At 68.8% G+C, this 23,084-nt stretch carries 20 protein-coding genes, 5 pseudogenes and 1 CRISPR repeat array; of the genes and pseudogenes, 20 read left to right on the top strand and 5 right to left on the bottom strand.

The annotated features are described in order from the left end of the window. Positions 1–4 precede the first annotated feature (4 nt). Positions 5–562 carry an XRE family transcriptional regulator gene (locus OHA03_RS46860; protein WP_267010050.1) on the top strand — a complete coding sequence of 186 codons (558 nt, stop codon included), beginning with the start codon at positions 5–7 and terminating at the stop codon, positions 560–562. A 468-nt stretch (positions 563–1,030) separates the two neighbouring features. After that, a CRISPR array of direct repeats spans positions 1,031–1,360; the repeat unit is 36 nt; unit sequence GTTTCTATGCCCTTGTATCGGGCTTTTCGGCGGAAC. 188 nt (positions 1,361–1,548) lie between these two features. On the opposite strand, the gene OHA03_RS46865 is transcribed toward OHA03_RS46860, so the two are convergent. Beyond that, positions 1,549–2,844, bottom strand: coding sequence for an ISAs1 family transposase (locus tag OHA03_RS46865; protein ID WP_267010051.1), 1,296 nt, complete (start codon positions 2,842–2,844; stop codon positions 1,549–1,551). A gap of 130 nt (positions 2,845–2,974) precedes the next feature. Between OHA03_RS46865 and OHA03_RS47965 the strand changes: the two are divergent. The 8 genes and pseudogenes from OHA03_RS47965 to OHA03_RS46905 all read left to right on the top strand — a co-directional run. Next, a pseudogene (locus tag OHA03_RS47965) lies at positions 2,975–3,559 on the top strand (DDE-type integrase/transposase/recombinase); the annotation flags it as partial. A 74-nt stretch (positions 3,560–3,633) separates the two neighbouring features. Further along, positions 3,634–4,833 carry an IS30 family transposase gene (locus tag OHA03_RS46875; protein WP_107055490.1) on the top strand — a complete coding sequence of 400 codons (1,200 nt, stop codon included), beginning with the start codon at positions 3,634–3,636 and terminating at the stop codon, positions 4,831–4,833. Between the two features lie 4 nt (positions 4,834–4,837). After that, positions 4,838–5,128 (top strand): annotated as a pseudogene (locus OHA03_RS46880) (integrase core domain-containing protein); the annotation flags it as partial. Between the two features lie 363 nt (positions 5,129–5,491). After that, positions 5,492–6,691 carry a S53 family peptidase gene (locus tag OHA03_RS46885; RefSeq protein ID WP_267010052.1) on the top strand — a complete coding sequence of 400 codons (1,200 nt, stop codon included), beginning with the start codon at positions 5,492–5,494 and terminating at the stop codon, positions 6,689–6,691. 245 nt (positions 6,692–6,936) lie between these two features. Then, positions 6,937–7,809: an IS630 family transposase gene (locus OHA03_RS46890; RefSeq protein WP_267010082.1), complete on the top strand. Its 873-nt coding sequence runs from the start codon at positions 6,937–6,939 to the stop codon at positions 7,807–7,809. Then, on the top strand, positions 7,713–8,909 hold the full coding sequence (locus tag OHA03_RS46895) for an ISAs1 family transposase (protein ID WP_267010083.1): 1,197 nt from the start codon (positions 7,713–7,715) through the stop codon (positions 8,907–8,909). Before OHA03_RS46890 ends, OHA03_RS46895 begins: the two co-directional genes overlap by 97 nt. Beyond that, complete coding sequence (locus OHA03_RS46900; protein ID WP_267010053.1) at positions 8,906–9,475, top strand: hypothetical protein; 570 nt, start codon at positions 8,906–8,908, stop codon at positions 9,473–9,475. The genes OHA03_RS46895 and OHA03_RS46900 overlap by 4 nt, the downstream gene beginning before the upstream one ends. A 270-nt stretch (positions 9,476–9,745) precedes the next feature. Next, entirely contained in the window at positions 9,746–11,518 is a 1,773-nt protein-coding gene (locus tag OHA03_RS46905) for a serine/threonine protein kinase (RefSeq protein WP_267010054.1), read from the top strand. Between the two features lie 34 nt (positions 11,519–11,552). On the opposite strand, the gene OHA03_RS46910 is transcribed toward OHA03_RS46905, so the two are convergent. Beyond that, the gene (locus OHA03_RS46910; RefSeq protein WP_267010055.1) at positions 11,553–12,458 is read right to left on the bottom strand and encodes a DUF4231 domain-containing protein; all 906 of its coding nucleotides are present in this window, start codon (positions 12,456–12,458) and stop codon (positions 11,553–11,555) included. 4 nt (positions 12,459–12,462) lie between these two features. Continuing rightward, positions 12,463–13,023 (bottom strand): hypothetical protein, encoded by a 561-nt coding sequence (locus OHA03_RS46915; RefSeq protein WP_267010084.1) that lies wholly within the window; start codon positions 13,021–13,023, stop codon positions 12,463–12,465. 333 nt (positions 13,024–13,356) lie between these two features. On the opposite strand from OHA03_RS46915, the pseudogene OHA03_RS46920 reads away from it, so the two are divergent. The 4 genes and pseudogenes from OHA03_RS46920 to OHA03_RS46935 form a co-directional block, all read left to right on the top strand. Next, positions 13,357–13,992 (top strand): annotated as a pseudogene (locus tag OHA03_RS46920) (serine/threonine-protein kinase); the annotation flags it as partial. 148 nt (positions 13,993–14,140) lie between these two features. After that, complete coding sequence (locus tag OHA03_RS46925) at positions 14,141–14,500, top strand: DnaJ C-terminal domain-containing protein (RefSeq protein ID WP_267010056.1); 360 nt, start codon at positions 14,141–14,143, stop codon at positions 14,498–14,500. A 159-nt stretch (positions 14,501–14,659) separates the two neighbouring features. Next, positions 14,660–14,869 carry a hypothetical protein gene (locus OHA03_RS46930; protein WP_267010057.1) on the top strand — a complete coding sequence of 70 codons (210 nt, stop codon included), beginning with the start codon at positions 14,660–14,662 and terminating at the stop codon, positions 14,867–14,869. A 76-nt stretch (positions 14,870–14,945) separates the two neighbouring features. Continuing rightward, positions 14,946–15,634 (top strand): annotated as a pseudogene (locus OHA03_RS46935) (restriction endonuclease). A gap of 41 nt (positions 15,635–15,675) precedes the next feature. Here OHA03_RS46935 and OHA03_RS46940 read toward each other — a convergent pair. Together OHA03_RS46940 and OHA03_RS46945 are read right to left on the bottom strand one after the other, a co-directional pair. After that, positions 15,676–15,921 carry a type II toxin-antitoxin system RelE/ParE family toxin gene (locus tag OHA03_RS46940; RefSeq protein ID WP_267010058.1) on the bottom strand — a complete coding sequence of 82 codons (246 nt, stop codon included), beginning with the start codon at positions 15,919–15,921 and terminating at the stop codon, positions 15,676–15,678. Beyond that, a complete protein-coding gene (locus OHA03_RS46945) occupies positions 15,918–16,178 on the bottom strand; it encodes a type II toxin-antitoxin system Phd/YefM family antitoxin (protein ID WP_267010059.1) in 261 nt (86 codons plus the stop codon). The genes OHA03_RS46940 and OHA03_RS46945 overlap by 4 nt, the downstream gene beginning before the upstream one ends. A gap of 121 nt (positions 16,179–16,299) precedes the next feature. Here OHA03_RS46945 and OHA03_RS46950 point away from each other — a divergent pair, with 121 nt between their 5' ends. From OHA03_RS46950 to OHA03_RS46980, 7 genes and pseudogenes are all read left to right on the top strand, one after another. Beyond that, positions 16,300–18,528 (top strand): DNA-binding transcriptional regulator, encoded by a 2,229-nt coding sequence (locus OHA03_RS46950; protein WP_267010060.1) that lies wholly within the window; start codon positions 16,300–16,302, stop codon positions 18,526–18,528. Between the two features lie 7 nt (positions 18,529–18,535). Beyond that, positions 18,536–19,093, top strand: a complete 558-nt coding sequence (locus OHA03_RS46955) for an XRE family transcriptional regulator (protein ID WP_267010061.1) — start codon at positions 18,536–18,538, stop codon at positions 19,091–19,093. Positions 19,094–19,162: 69 nt separating this feature from the next. Further along, on the top strand, positions 19,163–19,426 hold the full coding sequence (locus OHA03_RS46960) for a transposase (protein ID WP_267010085.1): 264 nt from the start codon (positions 19,163–19,165) through the stop codon (positions 19,424–19,426). Positions 19,427–19,666: 240 nt separating this feature from the next. After that, positions 19,667–19,960 (top strand): annotated as a pseudogene (locus tag OHA03_RS46965) (urease subunit gamma); the annotation flags it as partial. Between the two features lie 144 nt (positions 19,961–20,104). Further along, positions 20,105–20,413, top strand: coding sequence for an urease subunit beta (ureB, locus tag OHA03_RS46970; RefSeq protein ID WP_267010086.1), 309 nt, complete (start codon positions 20,105–20,107; stop codon positions 20,411–20,413). Beyond that, positions 20,406–22,226, top strand: a complete 1,821-nt coding sequence (locus OHA03_RS46975; protein ID WP_267010062.1) for an urease subunit alpha — start codon at positions 20,406–20,408, stop codon at positions 22,224–22,226. The genes ureB and OHA03_RS46975 overlap by 8 nt, the downstream gene beginning before the upstream one ends. Before the next feature lie 145 nt (positions 22,227–22,371). Next, complete coding sequence (locus OHA03_RS46980) at positions 22,372–23,046, top strand: urease accessory protein UreF (RefSeq protein WP_267010063.1); 675 nt, start codon at positions 22,372–22,374, stop codon at positions 23,044–23,046. The last annotated feature ends 38 nt before the right edge of the window (positions 23,047–23,084 follow it).

The raw sequence follows: 23,084 nt of genomic DNA on the forward strand, positions 1-23,084 counted from the left end.
GGCGATGAGCACGTTCGGGGACGGCCTCGACAAGGCGGTACAGAAGGCGTTCACACGCCCGACGCCAAAGAGCGCGGGCGCGCAGATGCGGTACCTCGTCAAGCAGTACAAGGGCACCAAGGCGGTCGCCCAGATGCTGCGGATCTCCCAGCGCACCGTCGAGCGGTACGTCAAGGACCAGATCAAAAAGCCCCGCCCCGACCTCGCCGCACGCCTGGAGACCGAGGTCAAGAAACGGTGGCAGCCACAGATCCGGGCGAAGGCCAAGGAGAAGGCGGCGAGCACCGGCGGCATCGTCATCGACACCCGGGCCCGGCTCGGCTACGTCGCACCGATCGGGTCGACGGATGAGGACCGCATCCGGCACCTGACCGTCGCCCTGCCGCCGCATCACGCCGCCCGCCTCTTCGAAGCCCAGGAACAGGGCGCCAGCGACGACCGCCTCAGGGAGATCGCCGCCGAAGCCCTCAAGGAAACCTACTTCCAAGACGGCGGCCGCCGCGCCGGCTCCCTGGAGGAGGTCCACTTCACGGACATCGAGCACCTGGAGTTCGACCTGTAGAGGCCGCACCCCGAACAGCCCGCGAGCACCGGACCGTTGCCCGTAGCTCGTCACCGCGGCCCGCCGACGACACCTCAGATCCGCCCGGAACTGGCCATGGACCGACGTGATCACAGCGGCAATCCAGCGCCTCGGCGCTCTCCCTAACCCCGGCTGACCAACAACTATCCGCCCTGACGAGCAAAACACCAGAGACCGGACCAGTGGAAACTGGCGCCCACCCGACGCAGCAGCCGGGTTGTCGGCCTGCCATCACAAGCTCGAAGAGCCGAAACGGGCCGCCGGAGAATCCGGCGGCCCGTCAAAAGATCGAGGCTAACCGCCTTGCCGACGGCTGACGCCGCGACGCACCCCGAACACCGAGGGGGCTGCCCCAACTGGGGAACACCGAGGGAACTGCTCCAACTGGGCAGTCCCCTTTCTGGAACACCATCGCCCCGGAAGCCATGCAGCGTGTCTTCGGTGGACGTTCCCATGCCCTCGCATCGGGATTTTCCTGCGGTGCCGGATTGCACCAAGACCATGCTCAGTCTTCTGCTTTAGTTCCCATGCCCTTGTATCGGGCTTTCCGGCGGAACGTATTTCAGAGAATGTACCGGATTGTCGAATGGGGGTTTCTATGCCCTTGTATCGGGCTTTTCGGCGGAACACCCAGAGTCCGGACTTCGGCATGCACGCCACTCTCAACGTTTCTATGCCCTTGTATCGGGCTTTTCGGCGGAACGTTGGACTTCTCGGCCGAACAGGTCGGGATGCTCAACAGTTTCTATGCCCTTGTATCGGGCTTTTCGGCGGAACCCTTCCCTAAATTCAGGGCTCCTGACCTGCTGTGATGATGCCCGTTGCGCGGGAGCAGGCGCCAGCGGTTCGGGAAGGGTGTGGCGTGGATCACTGGGAGCCCTTGCGGGTGTGTTGAGCTGCGGGAACGTGTTGCGCGGGTATCGGGGTCCCAGGGCCCCGGCGAGTGCCTGGATCGTCCGGTTTGATCATGTGATGCGGTAGAGGGCGAGGACGCGGGGGCGTTCGGTGTGAGCTCGTCGTCCGGCGGCGGTGTTGACGTAGCCGGCGAGCTTGAGCGCGCTGCGGATCAGGTCGCGGAGGGCAGCGAGTACGGCGGGCGCGTAGTGGGTCCTGACTTGGGACTTGTCCTCGTTGAAGGTGACATCTCGACACCAGTGGACGGTGTTTTCCACGGTCCAGTGCCCGCGAGCCCAGGACGCGATCTCGGCTGCGTTCGCTTCCTCGGCGGGCAGGTCGGTGATGGCGTAGACGGTCTCGCTGGACCATTTCTTCGCCCCGTAGAGACGGCGACGGCGCTGGATGCGCAGGACCTGGGCCGCGTGCGGGAAGAGCAGGCCCTCGACGGTGACGACCTGCACGAGCCGCTGCTCGTGACGGCCGTGGCCCCGGGCGTCGTCGCGGTGGATCACGGGGATCTCCTTCCAGGGCAGGGCGTGGAGTTGACGGGCCTGGCCGCGCTGGTTGTTCTTGATGGTCAGCAGGTAGTGAGCGCCGCGTTCGCGCAGGTAGGTGGCGTGGTCGCGTTGGGCGTGGAGGGCATCGGCGGGAACGACCACCCCCGCGAGATCCGTGTCGTCGATCTGGTCGAGGAGTGGTGCGAACTCGGGGATTTCGTTGGTCTTCGCGCCGATCTCGCGGGAGGCGAGAGTGACACCGTCGCCGTGACGGACGGCGGACAGGACGAAGACCCGGCTGCCGTCCGGGCGTCTCGCGCCACGCAGGCACTTGCCGTCCACCGCGATCGCCCGCCGCCTCAGCCGTACCGGCTCGGCACGGGCGGCCGCCCGGTGGGCCCGGCGCTGTTCGCGCTCGGTGCCGCCGTCGGGCATCACCGGCTTAGGCCGGTGGGGCTGTGCGGACAGCAGGGGCCGAAGGTATTCGTAACCGGCCGCGCCGATCTCACCGGGATCGAGCCTCCCCAGGACGCTGCGCAGGGTCTTCTCACTCGGCACCCGGTAGCGGCCAAGGAGTGGGTGGTAGGGCAGGCCGAAGGCGGCCAGTTCCTCCGGCGTCGCACGCCGGCACCACTCCGCCGCCGCGGTGATCGAGTCGTGGCCGGCGGGTGTCATCGCGCAGACCACCAGGGCCAGCAGCGAGGAGAGCCGGTACCGCACTCCGCAAGCCCCTCTCGGATCGGTGACCGACTCGAACTCAGCGACCAGGCTGCGGACTTGGTCCTTGGCGACACCCTCGCCGAGGGCTTCCAGGCAGGGCGTATGAGGCACGGGGGCAGCGACAGGGGATGATGGAGGAACGAACACGGCACCTTCGTGGATCTTGCAGCGTAGAGAACTACATGATCCACAGGTGCCGTGTTCACCTGCTTCCGGGGCCCACCGCCGAGATCAATCACCCCAGGCCGAGACGATCCGGGCAAACGCCGGGGCCCTGGGGGTGCGGGTCAACCACAAGCGGGTCGAGCGCGTCATGCGCAAATTCCACATCGTCGGGCTGCACCTGCGCAAGAAGGTCCGCACGACCATTCCCGAGCCGTCGGCGACGCCGGTTCCGGACCTGCTCCAGCGGGACTTCACCGCCCAGGTGCCGAACACCAAGTACGTGGGCGACATCACCTATCTCCCCGTCGGCAACGGCCAATTTCTTTATCTGGCAACGGTGTTGGACCTGTGCTCGAAACGCCTGACGGGCTGGTCGATCGCCGACCACATGCGGACCTCGCTGGTCACCGACGCGCTCAGGGCCGCAGCGAGAGCCCGCGGCGCCGACGGCCTGCGCGGGGCGATATTTCACAGCGACAACGGGGCGCAAGGCGGATTCAACTGGTCGTCGCAACACCTTGATCACGGAGGTGCGCGATGGGGCGAGACGAGAAGAAGGTGCCGAAGTTGCCTGCGGGTGCGCGACGGCAGTGGGCGGCGGATCGGGCGTTGCGACCGTCGATGCGTTCGCCAGGCCGACCGGAGCCGTCTCGTGCGGTGCAGCGGGACTTCTGGCGGCGGATCGCGTCGGGAGTGACGACGGCAGAGGCCGCGGTGGCTGTTGGCGTTTCATGGCCGGTCGGATCCCGGTGGTTCCGTCACGCTGGCGGCATGCCGCCGATCAGCCTGGATGAGCCCACGGGCCGCTACCTGTCGTTCGCCGAGCGTGAGGAGATCGCGCTGCTGCGCGCCCAGGAGATCGGCGTGCGCGAGATCGCCCGCAGGATCGGACGCGACCCGGGCACGATCTCACGCGAGCTGCGCCGCAACGCGGCGACCCGGAGTGGCAAGTCGGTTTACCGGGCTCTGGTGGCGCAGTGGAAGGCGCAGCAGGCCGCGAAGCGTCCGAAGACCGCGAAACTCGTAGGCAACGACAGGTTGCGTGAGTACGTGCAGGATCGGCTCGCCGGCAGTGTCCGTCGACCCGACGGCACGATCGTCACCGGGCCTGAGACCCGCGCCTGGAAGGGCTTGAACAAGCCGCATCGGCAGGACAGGCGATGGGCGATGGCGTGGAGCCCGGAACAGATCTCGCACCGACTTGGTGCCGACTTCCCCGATGATGAGTCCATGCGCATCAGCCACGAAGCGATCTATCAGTCGCTGTTCATTGAGGGCCGTGGCGCGCTCAAGCGGGAACTGGTCGCATGTCTGCGCACTGGCCGGGCGCTGCGGACTCCCCGTTCCCGGTCGCAGAACAAGCCGCAGGGGCATGTCACCGCGGAGGTCGTCCTCAGTGAACGCCCCGCCGAGGCTGCGGACCGTGCGGTCCCCGGACACTGGGAAGGAGATTTGATCATCGGGACGGGACGATCCGCGATCGGCACGCTTGTCGAGCGCAGCAGCCGCTCCACGCTCCTCGTGCACCTGCCTCGGCTCGAGGGCTGGGGCGAGAATCCGCCCGTGAAGAACGGTCCCTCGCTCGGGGGCTATGGCGCCATCGCGATGAACACGGCGCTTACGGCATCGATGGCGCAGTTGCCCGAGCAGCTGCGCAAAACCCTCACCTGGGACCGCGGAAAGGAACTCTCTGGCCACGCCCAGTTCGCCGTCGAAACCGGGACGAAGGTGTTCTTCGCCGATCCGCACTCGCCCTGGCAACGACCGACGAACGAGAACACGAACGGGCTGCTGCGTCAGTACTTCCCGAAGGGCACCGATCTGTCCCGGTGGTCGTCCGCAGACCTCGAAGCCGTCGCCCTGGCGATCAACAACCGGCCCCGCAAGACCCTCGGTTGGCGGACACCAGCCGAGGTCTTCGAGGAGCAACTACGCTCACTACAACAGCCCGGTGTTGCAACGACCGGTTGAACTCGCCCAATATGTGTCGAAGGAGTTCGCCCAGGTCTGCTCGCAGCTGGGCGTAACCAGATCGCGCGGCGCGGTCGGCACAAGCGCGGACAACGCCGCCGCGGAGAGTCTGAACGCGACCATGAAACGCGAGACGCTCCAGGGCCGCAAGCGGTGGAACGGAGCCCGTGAGGCCCGCCTCGCCGTCTTCCGCTGGGCGACCCGCTACAACACCCGCCGACGGCACTCCCGCCTCGGCCAGATCAGCCCGATCACCTACGAACAGCGATCAACTACGCTGGCCACCGCCGCATGACAACCGGTGTCCACGATCACGGGGAAGGCCCCGGCGCCCGTTGATGCTGGGCATGCTCGTGTGTTCGGGGCCGGCCTGGATGACAGGCGTCGGAGCGGGCGCGACCGCGTACAGCATCCCGGTCCCGATGCCGGCACTGCGGCAGAACTGACCCCGCGTCACCAGCAGGGCAGCGGGCAGTTACCCTGGGATCCGGCTAGCCAAACCCCCCATGGGCATGTCAGAGTTTCGCACTCCGAATCACCATTCACGCAGGCAGGAATCATAAACGAATCCTCCCTTTAACATTCCATGGCTATCCGTTCGGCTGCTGTTCCAGCACGCTTGCGCCGTCGTTGATCTCCACAACCCAAGGAGACCCATATGCAGCTGCGCGCAAGGCTGTTGACCATCGTGACCGCGGCCCTGGCGGCCATCCCGCTCACGGTCCTCGGCCCCGCCGTGGCCTCCCACGCCGCGGCCACGCCGAGCGTCAAGGCGCCGGCCCACTCCTGCGCCACCGCCAAGGCCGGGTTCGCGGCGTGCAAGGCCATCGTCCGCACCGACCTCACCACCCTGAAGTCGGTCGCCCCGAACGCCACGCCCTCCGGCTACGGACCATCCAGTCTGCAGTCCGCGTACAACCTGCCGTCCAGCACGGCCGGTTCGGGCCGGACGGTCGCGATCGTCGACGCGTACGACGACCCTACCGCCGAAGCCGACCTGGGCGTGTACCGCAGCCAGTTCGGGCTGCCGGCCTGCACCACGGCCAACGGCTGCTTCAAGAAGATCGACCAGAGCGGCGGCACCAAATACCCCCGCAGCAACGGCGGCTGGGCCCAGGAGATCTCGCTCGACCTCGACATGGTCTCCGCGATCTGCCCCAACTGTCACATCCTCCTGGTGGAGGCCAGCTCCTCGTCCTTCGCCGATCTGGGCGCCGCGGTGAACCGTGCGGCGGCCACCTCCGGCGTGGTGGCGATCAGCAACAGCTACGGCGGCTCCGACGCCTCCGATGCCACCTACGGCTCGTACTACAACCACCCGGGCATCGCGGTGACCGCCAGCTCCGGTGACAGCGGTTACGGCGCGAGCTACCCGGCCTCCTCGCACTACGTCACCGCCGTCGGCGGCACCCACCTCACCACCTCGACCAGCAGCCGCGGCTGGGCCGAGACCGCATGGAGCGGCGCCGGCAGTGGCTGCTCCGCGTACAACGCCGCGCTCAGCGGCGCCGCCTCCTTCGGCACCGGCTGCGCCAACCGCGCCGAGGCGGACGTCTCCGCGGTCGCCGACCCCGCCACCGGCGTGGCCGTCTACGACAGCACCGCGTATCAGGGCCTGTCCGGCTGGCTGGTCTTCGGCGGCACGAGCGTGTCGTCCCCGATCATCGCCTCGGTCTATGGGCTGGCCGGCAACACCGGCTCGATCGACAACAACTACCCCTACACACACGCGACGTCGCTCTACGACGTGACCTCCGGCAGCAACGGCAGCTGCCCGACCACCCAGTGGTGCAACGCCCGCGTCGGCTGGGACGGCCCCACCGGCCTCGGCACCCCGAACGGCACCGGCGCCTTCTGATCCTCCGCAACCTCTCGTACCAACTGCCGGGCCGCAGGCGGCTCCCCGCCCGCGGCCCGGCAGCTTTTTCACATCCTTTACGCACTTCAGAGCGGTGACGCTTGCCGGGGTTGCTGACGGCACCGTTCGGAAGAGCGTCGTGGCGACGCCTCCGGGAACAGATGCCCAGTCCGGAATGATGTCTATGCCTAGTGTTTCGTGATTCCGTCAGCGTTACTTGATCTTGTGTGGCAGGGTCTCTTGGTGTGGAGATCTCCCTGGAACAGGCCGCCGAGTTGCGGGAGTTGTTGAACAGCCGGGACGTTCCTGCGGACATCGCTACGCGGGGCCGGATCGTGCTGTGGTCGAGCGAGGGGCGCCGGCGCAAGGACATTGCCGAGCTGCTCGGGGTGTCACTGCCGACCGTGGACCGCTGGAAGACCCGCTATGCCGAGCACGGACTGGCCGGGCTGGAAGGGGAGCGTCCCGGTGGCGCACGGGAACAGGTACCGGCGCGGGTGCGGTCCCGGGTGATCGCGCTGACGCGCATGACGCCGCCGGACGGCACGGGGCTTTCGCACTGGTCCACACGGGAGTTGGCGAAGTACCTGGAGCGAACCGAGAACATCACCGTGTCCTGGCACTACATCGCGCGCGTCTGGCGCGAGGAAAGCCTGAAGCCGCACCGGTCCGGCACCTTCAAGATTTCCAAAGATCCCGCGTTCGCGGAGAAGGTGGCTGGCGTGATCGGCCTGTATCTGGCCCCGCCGGGCGGCGCGGTAGTCCTCTCGATCGACGAGTCGGGTCGGACCGCAGGGCCCCGGCGTTTGCCCGGATCGTCTCGGCCTGGGGTGATTGATCTCGGCGGTGGGCCCCGGAAGCAGGTGAACACGGCACCTGTGGATCATGTAGTTCTCTACGCTGCAAGATCCACGAAGGTGCCGTGTTCGTTCCTCCATCATCCCCTGTCGCTGCCCCCGTGCCTCATACGCCCTGCCTGGAAGCCCTCGGCGAGGGTGTCGCCAAGGACCAAGTCCGCAGCCTGGTCGCTGAGTTCGAGTCGGTCACCGATCCGAGAGGGGCTTGCGGAGTGCGGTACCGGCTCTCCTCGCTGCTGGCCCTGGTGGTCTGCGCGATGACACCCGCCGGCCACGACTCGATCACCGCGGCGGCGGAGTGGTGCCGGCGTGCGACGCCGGAGGAACTGGCCGCCTTCGGCCTGCCCTACCACCCACTCCTTGGCCGCTACCGGGTGCCGAGTGAGAAGACCCTGCGCAGCGTCCTGGGGAGGCTCGATCCCGGTGAGATCGGCGCGGCCGGTTACGAATACCTTCGGCCCCTGCTGTCCGCACAGCCCCACCGGCCTAAGCCGGTGATGCCCGACGGCGGCACCGAGCGCGAACAGCGCCGGGCCCACCGGGCGGCCGCCCGTGCCGAGCCGGTACGGCTGAGGCGGCGGGCGATCGCGGTGGACGGCAAGTGCCTGCGTGGCGCGAGACGCCCGGACGGCAGCCGGGTCTTCGTCCTGTCCGCCGTCCGTCACGGCGACGGTGTCACTCTCGCCTCCCGCGAGATCGGCGCGAAGACCAACGAAATCCCCGAGTTCGCACCACTCCTCGACCAGATCGACGACACGGATCTCGCGGGGGTGGTCGTTCCCGCCGATGCCCTCCACGCCCAACGCGACCACGCCACCTACCTGCGCGAACGCGGCGCTCACTACCTGCTGACCATCAAGAACAACCAGCGCGGCCAGGCCCGTCAACTCCACGCCCTGCCCTGGAAGGAGATCCCCGTGATCCACCGCGACGACGCCCGGGGCCACGGCCGTCACGAGCAGCGGCTCGTGCAGGTCGTCACCGTCGAGGGCCTGCTCTTCCCGCACGCGGCCCAGGTCCTGCGCATCCAGCGCCGTCGCCGTCTCTACGGGGCGAAGAAATGGTCCAGCGAGACCGTCTACGCCATCACCGACCTGCCCGCCGAGGAAGCGAACGCAGCCGAGATCGCGTCCTGGGCTCGCGGGCACTGGACCGTGGAAAACACCGTCCACTGGTGTCGAGATGTCACCTTCAACGAGGACAAGTCCCAAGTCAGGACCCACTACGCGCCCGCCGTACTCGCTGCCCTCCGCGACCTGATCCGCAGCGCGCTCAAGCTCGCCGGCTACGTCAACACCGCCGCCGGACGACGAGCTCACACCGAACGCCCCCGCGTCCTCGCCCTCTACCGCATCACATGATCAAACCGGACGATCCAGGCACTCGCCGGGGCCCTGCCTACGGCCGCCGCACTGCCGTCGGCCTGGCGCTCGGCGCCGTCCTTGCTGGCGGGCTCGCCTCGGCGCCGGCCGCCGAGGCCGCTCCAACCGGCTCCGTGTGCATGTTCAAGTTCCCCTACAGCATCGACGACAAGGCCTTGGCTGGACATGTCGCCTGGGCGTTCCAGACCGCCCCGGACCGGTGGATCTTCGGCTCGTACTCCACGAAGCCGTGGTCGAAGTCGAGCTGGACCGGGAGGGACATGGTGAACAACTTCAAGAAGCAGGGGTACGACGGCTACCGCTGCAAGAAGACCCACCAGCGGCTCTCGTCGACCGCCACCACAACGTGGAAGAAGCTGCGCGGTACGGAGTACCGGCTGTGGACGAACAACTGTCTGACCGTCAGTCTCGCCGTCTTCCGCAGCTACAGCCGGGAGCTCCGGAGCCTGCCCACTCCGACAGCGGGGACCAACAAGCTCCCGCGCACGTACTACGACAAGACGCTCCCGAAGTACGGCTTCGGGGTGAACGTCCGGCTGAAGTAGCCGTCGGGTGCCCGGCACGCGGACGGGGCGATTCCGTCCATCCGTGCTGCCGGGCCCACCGGGCACCGTCCGCTGTTGTGTGCGACATCCCATGAGTCCCCCACGAGCATCGTCGTCGAACAGATCCTGCGCCAAGGCGCCGACCACGCCGGACACATCGGTTTCACATCCGGAATTGGACACCCGGACCCCCAGTTGGGCAGACTCCCGTCCCCGGCACGCCCATAACCCGCGTGCACCGCATGGAGATTGACGGGGGATCACTCACCCATGGACTGGCATAACGCGCCGCTGCCGCAGCGGATAGGCCCGTACCGGATCGTCGCCAGGCTCGGCCAGGGCGGTATGGGCCAGGTCTTCCTGGGCCGAAGCCCTGGAGGCATGAAGGTCGCCGTGAAGGTGGTTCGGCCGGAAATCGCGGAGGACGACGAGTTTCGACGCCGCTTCGCCCGTGAGGCCCAGGCCGCCCGCCAGGTGAACAGCGCCTACACCGCCGCCGTGGTCGGCGCCGACGCCGAGACCGACCCGCCGTGGCTGGCCACTGCCCATGTCCAAGGCGTCCCCCTGGACAAGGCCCTCCGTCACGGCCCCTGGCCCACCGACTCGGTACGAGCCCTGGGCGCGGGTCTGGTGGAGGCCCTGAGCGCGATCCACGAGGCGGGGGTCGTCCACCGCGACCTCAAGCCGTCGAACGTCATCCTGACGTCGAACGGCCCCCGCGTCATCGACTTTGGAATATCCGCCGTCGTGGACGCCACACGCCTGACAGAGCACGGAAACTACCTGGGTACCCCCGGGTTCAGTTCGCCCGAGCAGGTCAAGGGCCAGGCAGTCGGTTCGGCCTCGGACGTTTTCTCTCTGGGCGTCCTCCTTGCCAGGACCGCCACTGGCCGGTACCCGTTCGGCGAGGCTGCCTCCGCCTCCGTCCTCCACTACCGCGTGCTGCACGAACCGCCCGAGATGGACGGTCTGCCGCGCGAACTACGCGCCGTCGTCGAGCCGTGTCTCGCCAAGGATCCGGCCCTCAGGCCCGGTCTGGGTGAACTACTGCACCAGCTGATCGAGCCGGTCGACGACCTGGTCACCGTGCTGGGTACGTCGGCGTGGCTGCCGCCTGCTGTCGCCGCGATGACCGCCCTGCGCGAGGCCGAGGACACGGTCGGCCTGCGCCAGGCTGCCGCGGGCCAGGACACGGCGGCCGGGGACGCAGCAACCGCGCACCCCACGGAGCCCGACAGCCCCGCCCGGCCGATCGCTGACCCCGCAGTCGCCTCCCCCTCCGATTCCGCCGTCGCATACGCCCCGACCCAGCCCGGCTCCCGCGCCGCACGCCGAATCGCGGACCGCACGGCTCAGCGCCGCGGCCGTCGCGTGGCCCCGCTGGTCACCGCCGCGGCCACCGCCCTCATCCTCGTGGTCACCGCAGGCTGGTTGTGGTCTCAGCACTTCGACGAGGCGACAGGAACCCCTCCGGTTGACGCCTCCAAGGCCTCCATCGCGGCCAAAACACCGACTCCCTCCTCCATGTCTGGCCGGCCATCCAGTTCGCCCTCGACCACGGCAACCGCCGAAGCATCGGGCACCCACGGTTCCTCCACGACGCCGACCCCGCCCCCGAAGTCGTCGGCGACGACCAAGCCCCCGTCCGAGCCCGTCCTCGGCCTGGACTGGTGGTGTCGCGACACATATGCCGCCGACAACGTCGACGGCTACCTGGTGCTCCCCTGCATCGCCGACGACACCGGCAACAGCATCGCCTACAAGATCAAGGCGAAGTCCCCCACCGCGCAGACCCTAACCTTCTACTACTGGCTCGGCCGGAACCCGGAGGACGGGAGCCGAGATGACATCACCCTCAGTTCCGTACAGGAATGCACCCTGCACCTGGTGCCCAACGTGGTGCAGGAGTGCTCGGTCTACACGTCCCGGCCGACAACCGGCGAAGTCCATGCCGGGGTGTCCGATACCAAGGGCAGCCTGGACGGCGCCAACAGCAACGCCATGTACTTCGACGGCCAGCACCTGTCCTCGAACGCTGGCTGACTCGCCGTCCGCCGACGCCGGTAGTCGCCCGCGTTCAGGCGGCGGGCGGCTGGCTGGAGGGCGTGGCCTGGTCGGCGGGCTGGTCCAGCTGTTGCTGGCGGCGGCGCTGCTCGTTGCGGTGCTCTTCGACGCGATGGGTGAACAGCTTCAGCGCCTCGGCCTCCCTGGCCTCGCCGAACTCGCTGTAGGGGCCGATGCCGAGGGTGACGGCGTTGGCTTCCTGCTCGATGGCGTCGGCGGTCTGATGGAGGAAGTAGCTGCGCTCGCGGAACTTGTAGTAGCCGGTGAACATCGCGGCCACCGTGATGGCGAAGCTGATCCCGGTCAGGGTGACGCTCTGCCAGGTCAGCTCCTTGCCGGTGTCCAGGGCCGCGATCGTCGTCGTGGACGCTGAGCCGATCATGATGAGGGTCTGCAGGCTGTTGTGGATCCGCCGGTACTTGCGGCTGTCGTTCTGGTACTTCTCGATCGCAGTGGCGACTTCCTCGCGGTAGAGGCTGCGCTGGTCGTGCAGGTCCGGGCGTCGGTCGACCTTCTGCTGCCACAGCGACTCCTGCGCGGCGGCGAGCTGCGCCTCGAGGCGCTGGAGGGTGGGCAGGTTCCGCCCGGCGAAGTGGACGCCGACCAGCGCCAGCAGGGACATCAGGAGCAGGCTTCCGCAGATCAGGTCGCCCAGGACGAACCGCGCCGGGTCGCCCGTGGTGAGCCAGGCGGTGCCCGTGCCGATGACGGCGGTGAGTAAGGACAGCCAGCTGACGGCCGCTCCGGCGCGCCAGATGCGGTCCAGCCGCCGGCGCCGGGCGAGTTTCTCCTGGGCGTCGATGACGAGGTTGGTGGTCACCACGTAGATCCGTTCGTCGGCGTCTCGCTGGCGGGCGAGGACCAGTTCGTTCGCGTCCCCGATCCGGCGGGGCGCGTCGTCGTCGAAGTCGCGTGCCACGGGCTCAGCGGGCGAACGCTTCGGTCAGGCTGATGCGGTAGCCGTCCTCTTCCATCAGCACGACGGTGACGCCGAACGGGTCGGGGTGGTCCAGCTCGATCGGGGTGAAGGAGAAGTTCACCGCGGCCTGGATCGGCGGCACCAGCTCGCCGCCGGGCTGCGGCGCGGGGGCCGGCCTCCAGTCCGGGGCGACCGATGCCCAGCCCTCGGAGCTGCGGGACAGGAGCTGCTCGCTGTAGGGGAACTGGTGCAGGACGTGCCCGTCGCGGGTGGCGAGCACCATGTTGAGGCACGGGGCCGGGCCGACGATGGGCAGTTCGCAGGCGGTGGCGACGTCGTGGGTCTCCCAGGCGAGGACGACCTCGTCCGCGCCGGCCGCCGCGGCGATGTTCGCGAGTTCGGCGATCCCGGCGAGCGCGTCCTGGCCGACCTTGAGCGGGCGGACCCAGATCAGCCCGACCAGCTCGCCGCGCACCAGCGGCATCATCAGCGGGCGCGGCACGACCCCCTCGCCCAGCGAGGCGGTGTACGTCTCCTTCGCGACGCCGACCAGTCCGTTCCACATCCGCGCTTCCACGGGAGCCCCCTGCCGTCTGCCGATCCGATCACCGCACCCTGCCACGAGGGCTGAGGCCGTGTCAGCGGGATGATCAGCCAGCCCGGCGACGGGATTCGGGAAGGGCGCCGTACCCGTGGGCTGCCGGAAGACGCGAGGCCGGGTGGCCCGGGGTACTACTGGGAGCCGGGTTTGGCGCATGTCCGGGGCGCCGCGGATACGCTGGCCCCCCGCCTCGTTCTCCTGTTGTGGCAGGTTCCTCCGGCGTAGCGTGACGGGTACACGCCTGGTACACCGTGCGTCACAGTGAGCGCCGAAGGGGGAGTTGTGCAGGCAGGAGCCGTGTTGGACGGCCGCTACCGGCTGATCGAGCCCATCGGCGCGGGCGGGTTCGGGCAGGTCTGGGTCGCGCACGATCCCAAGGTCGACCGGTTGGTGGCGGTCAAGGTCCCCAGCGAGGACGGCAGCGCGGACAATGACCGGCAGGTAGCCCGGTTCGCCCGCGAGGCCGCGGTCGCCGGCGGCCTGTCCCACCCGCACATCGTCACCGTGCACGACTTCGGCTCCGCGAGGCACGACGGATGACTGTATGCCTACCTGGTGATGGAGCTACTCCGCGGAGAGCCTCTCAGCGTGGTGCTGGAAGGCGGGCGGCTGCCCCTGCCCGAGGTCGTGCGCACGGCAGGCTGTATCGCCGACGCCCTGGGCACCGCACACGAGGCGGGCCTGACCCACCGGGACATCAAGCCGTCCAACATCATCGTCCGTTCCGGCGGCAGAGCGCCGGTCGTCGATTTCGGCATCAGCAAAAGCAGCGATGAACGGCACGACATCACCACCACCGGCGTCCTGATCGGCACCCCGGCCTACATGGCACCCGAGTGCTTCAGCGGCACCTACGACCACCGCTCCGATCTGTATTCGCTCGGATGCATGCTCTACGAGATGATCACCGGGCAACCGCCCTTCACCGGGACTGCCTGGCACCTGATCAACCAGCACTTCAACGAACAGCCGGCCTCCCCTGCTCCAACTGCGGTCTGCCATCCCGCCGGAACTGGAGAAGCTCGTCACGCGGCTCCTGGCCAAGAACCCCGGCGACCGCCCGGCCGACGCCTTCGAGGTCATGCTCGCCCTCCGAGAAATCGACCGGCGGTACTTCGACGAGGACTCGCCCAGCCGCGGGCTGGACAGATACGTCAGAGCCGCCGTGAGCCCCTGGATCGCAGCCCACGGCGCGGTCAAAGGGCTTCGTCTCATCGACCGGAAGCCCTGCCCGGCCTGCACCTCCAGGCTTGGTACGCACGGCGCGGAGGGCTGCGACTGCCAGGGAACCGGCGAGGTCTTCGAAGAGACAACCCACCGGATTCGGTTTCCCCCAGGAGTTCGAGCCGGGCAGCGACTGCGCCTGAGAGGTCTGGGCTGGCCCGGCAGGAACGGTGGGGAGGCGGGGGACCTCTTCGTCGTCGTGCGGATCGAGGTGTAGCCGCAGCCGCTGCGGTATTCGGCCAGGCCCAGATGGCTTTGTGCCATTCACCGGCAAGCCGCCTCCAACATCGTTAAGGCGCCGCTACATAAGAAGGCTGGGGCGGTGTCCTGCCGTCTGCGTGGGGTGATGGCCTGTCGATGGGGGAGGTCGGGAGGGTTGCTGACCATCAACGTGACGGTGCTGCTCGCAGTCTTCGTCGTCTGGCGGCTGCGGCGGCGTACGGAGGCCCGTAGCCGTTTCGACGAGAAGCTGACTGTCGTCATCGTCCTGGCGCTGGGCGTCCTGCTCGCACCCACCCCGGCGGGCCACGGGATCCTGAACATCCTGGGGCAGTTGGCGAGCGGCGTCACCCAGGCCGGCCGATGAGCCCGCGCACACGCAAGGGCCGGACGGCACCCGTCGGCGCCCACTGCGGATCAAGGGTCTGTGGAGCGGGGGACTGATGGCGGCACGTCGACGGCGCCGACGCTTGAAGAAGCGGACGCGCAGGCAACTGCAGGGCTGGGGTGCGGTGGCGGCGGTGGCCGCCGCGGTGTGGGTGGCCCGGCACTGGTCGGTGGTGTGGCCCGTCCTGGTGGCCGTGCTCGCCGCGGCCGTGGTGGGCGGGGCCGGATGGGCGCTGCTGCGATCGCACCGTCTCGCGGTCGGCCAAGACCGCGCGTGGCGAGCTCAGGAGGAAGCCAGGGCGCGGGAGTTGTCGATGGCCGAGGTCGACGCGTTGTCGTGGCAGGAGTTCGAGACGTACGTCGCCGAGCTGTGTCGACGGACGGCTGCACGAAGGTCGTCGTCAGCGGCAAGAGCGGCGACCTGGGCGCGGACGTCGTCGGCTACCTGGCCGACGGCCGCAAACTGGTCGTCCAGTGCAAAAAGTATGCGCCGCACCGGAGCGTGTCCTCGCAGGACATGCAGAAGTTCGTCGGCACCGCCCGTCTCGAACACGGCGCGGATGTCGCCTTGTTCGTCACCACCTGCCGTACGTTCACGACGGCCGCGCTGGGCCTGGCGCTGCGCCAGGACATCGTGGCCCTGCACCGCGACCTGCTGGGCTCCTGGGTCAAGGGTGCTCATCTGGAAACGTTGATCCCGTTGAACGGAAGCGGCGGCGGCACCAGGCGGCGCCCCTCTGCCTGACCCGGATATGGCCACTGACAGGCCAGGGGTCCCGGGACTGGTCAGCGCACGCGTCCGAGGTGGATGACACTGACGCGGATCTGCTGGTCGCTGATCTCGTACATCACGCGGTAGGCGCCGATGTGGATGCGCAGCAGGTCGGTGCTGCCGAACGCGCCGTCGGGGCGGGGGTTGTCGGCGAGGCGGTCGACGGCGGTGAACACCTGCCGGACCCCGTCGGGGTCGTCCTTGGCGAGCCGCTCCGCCTGGGCGAGGGCCTCGGGCTCCCAGATGACCTCGTAGCTCACGCCTCAGCTCCGCCGAACACGCGGCGGTACGCCTCGTCGTGCGGGACGCCGGCGCTCTCGCCGCGGGCCTGGCGTGCGCGGTAGGCGGCCAGGGCCCGCAGCTCCTGCAGTTCGAGGGCGTCGGCGGGGCTGACCAGTATGGCGATGGTCTGTCCGTGGTCGGTGATGGCGGCCGGTTCACGGGTGGCGCTGACCTCGCGCGCGATGGCGCCCAGCCGGGCGCGGGCTTCCACGATCGAGTACGTCGTCTCCGTCATGCACACCAGATTACGGAAGTGTGCACATTGCCGCCACCGAACACGCTCGTACGCGATCCGTACGGTAAAAGCGCGCGATCCGTACGGTTAATGGGGTAGAGTGTTGATCGGGAGGTGTTCCATGTCCGAGTTGTTCGATGCGGTCGACGCGCTGGTCGCGTCCCGCTCTCCACTGCCGTCGGCGGAGGAACGCAAGCGGCTGCGGGTCGCGCACGGCCTGACGCTGGACGAAATCGCCGCCGCACTGAAGGTGCGCCGGGCCACGGTGTCCGGCTGGGAGTCGACCAAGAAGCCGACCGAGCCCCGGGGCCCCGAGCGTGAGGCGTACGCACGGCTGCTGGCGCAGCTCGCGGAGCTCTACCCCGCCCCTGCCGCTGTGGTGCCGGCCACGTTCACCGGCGCGCCCGCCCCGGCCGAAGCCGAGACTCAGTCCACAGGCCCGGCCCCCGAGGCCATGACTGCAACCGAGAACACCCAGACCCCTGCCCCTGCCCCTGCCCCTGCTCCCGTCGCCGCTGCTCCGGTGGCCGCGTCACGTCCGGCGCGCACCAGGCCGTCGTCGACGTCGCACCGTCCGGGCGCGAGGAAGGCGGCCCCGGCCAGGGCCCCGGCGGGCGGCACTGACCCGCGGTTCGAGAACGGTCCGCTGGCGGTCGTCGATGTCGAGGACGGGCAGGTGCTGGCGTACTGCACCGGCGGGCTGGTCCTGGACGTGCCCGCCAAGAGCCTGCCGTCCCTGGTGGACTGGACCCTCAAGGAGGCGAGGCTCGGGGCGCCGAAGCTGGCCGGGCCGGGCAAGCCGGCTGACCCGCTGCTCGTGCTCACCGAGACCGCGCTGGAGCGCTACGGCCTCCCGGTCGCCCTCGGCGACCAGGAGCGGCTTGCCGGGCGGATTCCTGAGGGTCACAAGGTCATCAAGCAGCTGACCCGCGCCCAGTGGCAGTTGACGAAGCGCGGGTTCGGGCCGTGGGCGCGGATCTACCGCCCAGCACAGGGCTCGGAGCGGGCCTGTGTCCAGCTGTGCATCCCGTCCTGGAACGCGCTGGACACCCGGCACTGGGGTGAGGCCGGGCAGCTGCCCCCGGCGGAACTCGCCCGGCTCCTCGGCACGTACGCGTCGCGGGTGATGACGCCCCGCGGTTCCACCGCCGTGACCGGCCTGGAGCTGATGACGGCGCTGCACCCGGCGACCCGGGCCTCCGAGCCGGACGCCGACGGCAAGCGGCACTCCGAGCACAACCCCGGCTCGCTGGGGAAGGACCCGGTCGACTGCGCGCCGTGCGAGGCCCCCGACGGGCACCCGCTCCTGAAGGATCTGCCGCGCTTCCACGTCCGGGGACCTGCGGAGAAGCTGTTCGAGGAGGCGTACGACTGGGCGCGGCCGCTCACCGACGACGAATGCCTGCGCCGCAACCTCGTGGGCATCGACGTCAACATGGCCTTCGGCGCGGGAGCCAACGGTCTGATCGTCGGCCTCGGCGCGCCCACCCACGTCAAGAACCCGGTGTTCGACCCGAAGCTGCCCGGCTCGTGGCTGGTCGACCTGAGCCACGTCGACCTGTCCCGCGTGAAGGTCGGCAAGGAGTGGGTGGGGCTTGACGGATCGATGCTGCCCAGCCCGTTCACGCCGAAGGGCGAACGCCCGGAGGGCCCGGCCTGGTACGCGACGCCGACCGTCGCCTACGCGGTGGAGCTCGGCTACGACGTCGCGCCGACCGAGGCGTACGTCCGGGACGAGAACGGCCGCTACCTGGACGCCTGGTACAACCGGCTCAGGGACGCCTACCTGGCCACGATGGCCGACCTCGGCGTCGACGCGGCCCTGTCGCCGGAGGACTTCCTGGCGGCGATGGACGGCTACAAGGGCCGTGACCCGGAGCTGACGATCGTGGTGACCGCCGTCAAGGCCACGGTGAAGGGCGGCATCGGCAAGCTGCGCGAGCGGCCCCGGGGCGAGGGCTGGCGGCCCGGCGAGCCGTGGCGGGCACTGTCCCGCCCGACCTGGCGGCCGGACATCCGCGCGGCCGTCATCTCCCGCACCCGGATCAACCTGCACCGCAAGATCGTCAAGCACGCGGCATTCACCGGGCAGTACCCGGTCGCGATCCTCTCCGACTGCGTCGTCTACGCGGCCGACGGCGAATCGCCGCTGGACTTCCTGCCGTACCGGGAGGGCAAGCCGCTGCCGGGCGGCTTCAAGCTCGGGGTCAACCCGGGCCTGGTGAAGCACGAGGGCACGCAGAGCGTGCTGTGGGGCGAGGGCGCCAGGGAGCAGTTCAACGCCCCGGAGCTCAACCTCGCCCGGTACATCAAGGACGGCACCGTCACCGACCAGGACAACGGGGAGTAGGTAGGCGATGAGCACGTTCGGGGACGGTCTCGACAAGGCGGTGCAGAAGGCGTTCACACGCCCGACGCCAAAGAGCGCGGGCGCGCAGATGCGGTACCTGGTCAAGCAGTACAAGGGCACCAAGGCGGTCGCCCAGATGCTGCGGATCTCCCAGCGCACCGTCGAGCGGTACGTCAAGGACCAGATCAAAAAGCCCCGCCCCGACCTCGCCGCACGCCTGGAGACCGAGGTCAAGAAACGGTGGCAGCCACAGATCCGGGCGAAGGCCAAGGAGAAGGCGGCGAGCACCGGCGGCATCGTCATCGACACCCGGGCCCGGCTCGGCTACGTCGCACCGATCGGGTCGACGGATGAGGACCGCATCCGGCACCTGACCGTCGCCCTGCCGCCACGCCACGCCGCCCGCCTCTTCGAAGCCCAGGAACAGGGCGCCAGCGACGACCGCCTCAGGGAGATCGCCGCCGAAGCCCTCAAAGAGACCTACTTCCAGGACGGCGGCCGCCGCGCCGGCTCCCTGGAGGAGGTCCACTTCACGGACATCGAGCACCTCGAGTTCGACCTGTAGGCGTGCTTCAACATGCCGCAAGCCCCGGACCTATCGGTCTGGGACTCGACCTAGACGCAATACCGGCACCTGGCTGCTGGGCTGAAACGGTACGAGGCCGAGCACGACTGGCTCACCACCATCCGCCTCCCGCCCTATGCACCCGACCTGAACCCCGTCGAGGCCGTCTGGTCACTCGTGCGCAGAGCCACGGCCAACACCGCCTTCGACACACCCGACGACCTCGACCGCACACTTCGCCGCGAGTTACGCAGAATCCAGATCCGGCCCCACCTGATCGACGGCTGCCTCACCGCCACGGGCCTGGCTATCAACCCACCGACCTCCCCCTGAAAACCTCAGTAGTGGATGCCCTCTCGCCGGGGCGCAAGGGGGCGTCCAGCAAGGGCGTAGACCCGCGCTCGATCTCTGCGCGGCGCGCTTCGATATCACCTCATTGTGGGTATAGACCGCTCCTCCCGTGTCCATTCCTCGTTGCGATCGGTGATCACTTGCGGACTGTGGCCCACCATCCTGCTGTTCTCGTGAGCCTCGCCGCACCGTGTCAATGCGACGAGCAGGAAAGGGGACAGTATGCATCTGACTCCGCACGAGCAGGAACGGCTGCTGATCCATGTGGCGGCAGACGTCGCCCAACGGCGCCGTAATCGAGGGCTGTTGCTCAACTATCCCGAGGCCATGGCGCTGTTGACGGCGCACGTGTACGAGGAGGCTCGAGCCGGAGCCACGGTCGACTCCGTCATGGAATCGGGCCGGCATGTCCTCAAGCGCAGCGAGGTCATGAACGGCGTACCTGAGATGATCAACAATGTCCAGGCCGAGGCGACGTTCCCGGACGGCACGAAGTTGGTGACGATCCACGATCCCTTCGACGAGCCGGACGAGGAAGTGGCCGTGCACCCTGGCAAGTTCGAGTTCGTACCCGAGCCTGAGCCGCACCCTGAGGAGAAGTGCCCGGAGCACGGTGATGCGCCGGTGGTTGCCCTGCCGGTGGTCGAGCAGCCGCACCTGGTGAGCTTCAACGACGGTGAGCGGGTCACTCGGCTGTCGGTGCGCAATTTGTCGGACCGGCCGATCCAGGTCGGCTCTCATTTCCACTTCGCCGAGGCGAACGCGGGGCACGGGTCCGGTGACGAGGCCAAGCCGGGGCTGGTCTTCGACCGTGAGCAGGCCCGCGGGATGCGGCTGAACATTCCCTCCGGCACGTCGGAACGATTCGAGCCCGGTGACGAGCGGTGCGTGGAACTCGTGCCGATCAAGGGGCAGCGGAAGGTGAAGGGGCTGCAGATCAAGGCCGGGAGCGGAGAACTCGATGGCTGAGGCACTGACGCGTGAGAAGTACGCCGACCTGTATGGTCCGACGACGGACGACCGGGTGCGGCTCGCCGACACCGGCCTCGTCATCAGGATCGAGGCGGACTGGGCCGGCGGCCCCGGCCGTAGCGGCGACGAAATGATCTTCGGCGGCGGCAAGGTGATCCGCGAGTCGATGGGGCAGTCGCACTACGCACGCGACGACAGCCAGCACAAGCCGGTCGACACCGTGATCACCGGCGCGCTCATCGTCGACCACTGGGGCATCGTGAAGGCCGACGTCGGGCTGCGCGACGGCGTGATCGCTGCGATCGGCAAGGCGTACAACCCCGAGACCATGGACAAGCAGAGGTTCGACGACAGCCGTGCGTCGAATTTCGTCGTCGGACCCGAGACGGAGGTCATTTCCGGCAACGGTCGGATCCTCACCGCGGGCGGCGTCGACACACACGTGCACTTTCTGTGCCCGGGCCAGATCCACGAGGCGCTGGCAGCCGGCGTGACCACGCTGATCGGCGGCGGCACGGGGCCTGCCGAGGGCAGTACGGCCACCACGGTGACGCCGGGAAAGTGGCACATCCACCGGATGTTCGAGGCGCTCGACCAGTACCCGGTCAACATCGGGCTTCTCGGAAAGGGCAGCACGGTCAATAAGGACGCACTGATGAACCAGGTCAGGGCTGGCGTCCTGGGCTTCAAGATTCACGAGGACTGGGGCGCGACACCCGCCGTGATCGACGCGGCCCTGGCGGTGTGCGACAGCACTGGTGTCCAGGTCGCCCTGCATGCCGACTCGCTGAACGAGGCCGGCTTTGTACAGAACACCCTCGCGGCGACCATGGACCCGAAGTCGGCGCGGCGGCGCGAGAAGAAGTACCGCAGCCTCCATGTCTTCCACGTCGAGGGCGCCGGTGGCGGCCACGCACCCGACATGATCAGCCTGGTCGGCCAGCCGAATGTGCTGCCCGCCTCGACCAACCCGACCCGACCCTTGACGGTCAACACCGTCAAGGAACACGTCGACATGATGATCGTCTGCCACCATCTCAACCCGGAGATCGAGGCGGACATGGCGTTCGCCGACTCCCGGATCCGCCCCTCCACGATGGCTGCCGAGGACCTCCTGCACGACATGGGCGCCATTTCGATGATGTCCTCCGACGCCCAGGCCATGGGCCGTATCGGCGAAATGATCATGCGGACGTGGCAGACCGCGCACGTGATGAAGGCCCGCTACGGCCACCTCGACGAGGACACCCAGGAGGCGGACAACTTCCGTGTCCGGCGGTACATCGCGAAGTACACCATCAACCCGGCCATCACGCACGGCATCGCCGGCAAGGTCGGGTCCGTCGAGCAGGGCAAACTCGCCGACCTGGTGCTGTGGGAGCCCAAGTTCTTCGGGGTGAAGCCGCACATGGTCATCAAGGGTGGTCAGATCGCGTACGCGCAGGTCGGTGACGCCAACGCGTCGATCCCGACACCGCAACCGTTCCTGCCGCGCCCGGTGTGGGGCTCCTGCGGCCGTTCCACGCAAGCCAACTCCTTCAACTTCGTGCCGGAGCTGGCCTTGAGCGGCGAGCTGGGCGATCTGGGACTCGTCAAACCCCTGGCGCAGATCAACAGCACCCGGGAGGTGACGAAGGCCGACATGAAGCTCAACAGCGGCCTGCCGGAGATCGCAATCGATCCCGACACCTTCGACGTCAACATCGGCGGCGCCGTCACCTCCGACGTGCGAACGAAGATCGACGGGCACGCCGTGGGCCGCACCTACGCGACCGAACTGCCCATGGCCCAGCGGTACTTCCTGTTCTGACCGACCTGCGGATCACCTTCCCGGCCGCGCCATGACACGTGGCCGGGGAAGGCCGCCGCAATCCGGGCAGTGACACCGTCGCGGACACCCGGCGCGCCCGTACCCGTTCCTCGCTCTGCTCCCTGAAAGGCGGGCCGCTCCCACCATGCCCCGTGCAGCCCTGCTGGTCCTGGCCGACGGTCGTTTCCCCGCCGGCGGGCACGCCCATTCCGGCGGCGTGGAGGCGGCGGTGGCCTCCGGCGCCGTGCACGACACCGCGAGCCTGCAGGCGTTCTGCCGTGGGCGGCTTCATACAGCCGGACTCACCGCCGCCGGACTCACCGCCGCCGCGGCCGACGGCCACGACCCCCTCGTCCTGGACGAGGCCGCCGACGCCCGCACCCCCATGCCCGCACTGCGGAAGGTCGCACGTCGGCTCGGCCGGCAAATGCTGCGCACGGCCCGCGTCACCTGGCCCTCGGCCGACCTGGACCGGCTCGCCCGCGACCGGCCGCAGGGCGTACACCAGCCCGTCGTCCTCGGAGTCGCCGCCCGCGCGGCGGACCTGACCCCGCTGGACGCCGCACAGGCCGCCGCGTACGAAAGCGTCAGCGGCCCGGCAACCGCCGCGGTACGGCTGCTCAGTCTCGACCCGTTCGACGCGACCGCGCTGCTGGCGCGACTGGCCCCCGAAATGGACGACGTGGCCGACGCCGCTGTCACCACCGCGGGCCGTCTCACCGACCTCGGCGTCGATGCCCTCCCTGCCGCCTCAGCGCCGCTACTCGACCTCACCGGCGAACAGCACGCCGCCTGGACGGTCCGCCTCTTCGCTTCCTGAAACCGGTCATGCCGGTCCTGAACCACCTCACGACGACC

It is taken from the genome of Streptomyces sp. NBC_00154, assembly GCF_026342835.1.
GTDB lineage: Bacteria > Actinomycetota > Actinomycetes > Streptomycetales > Streptomycetaceae > Streptomyces.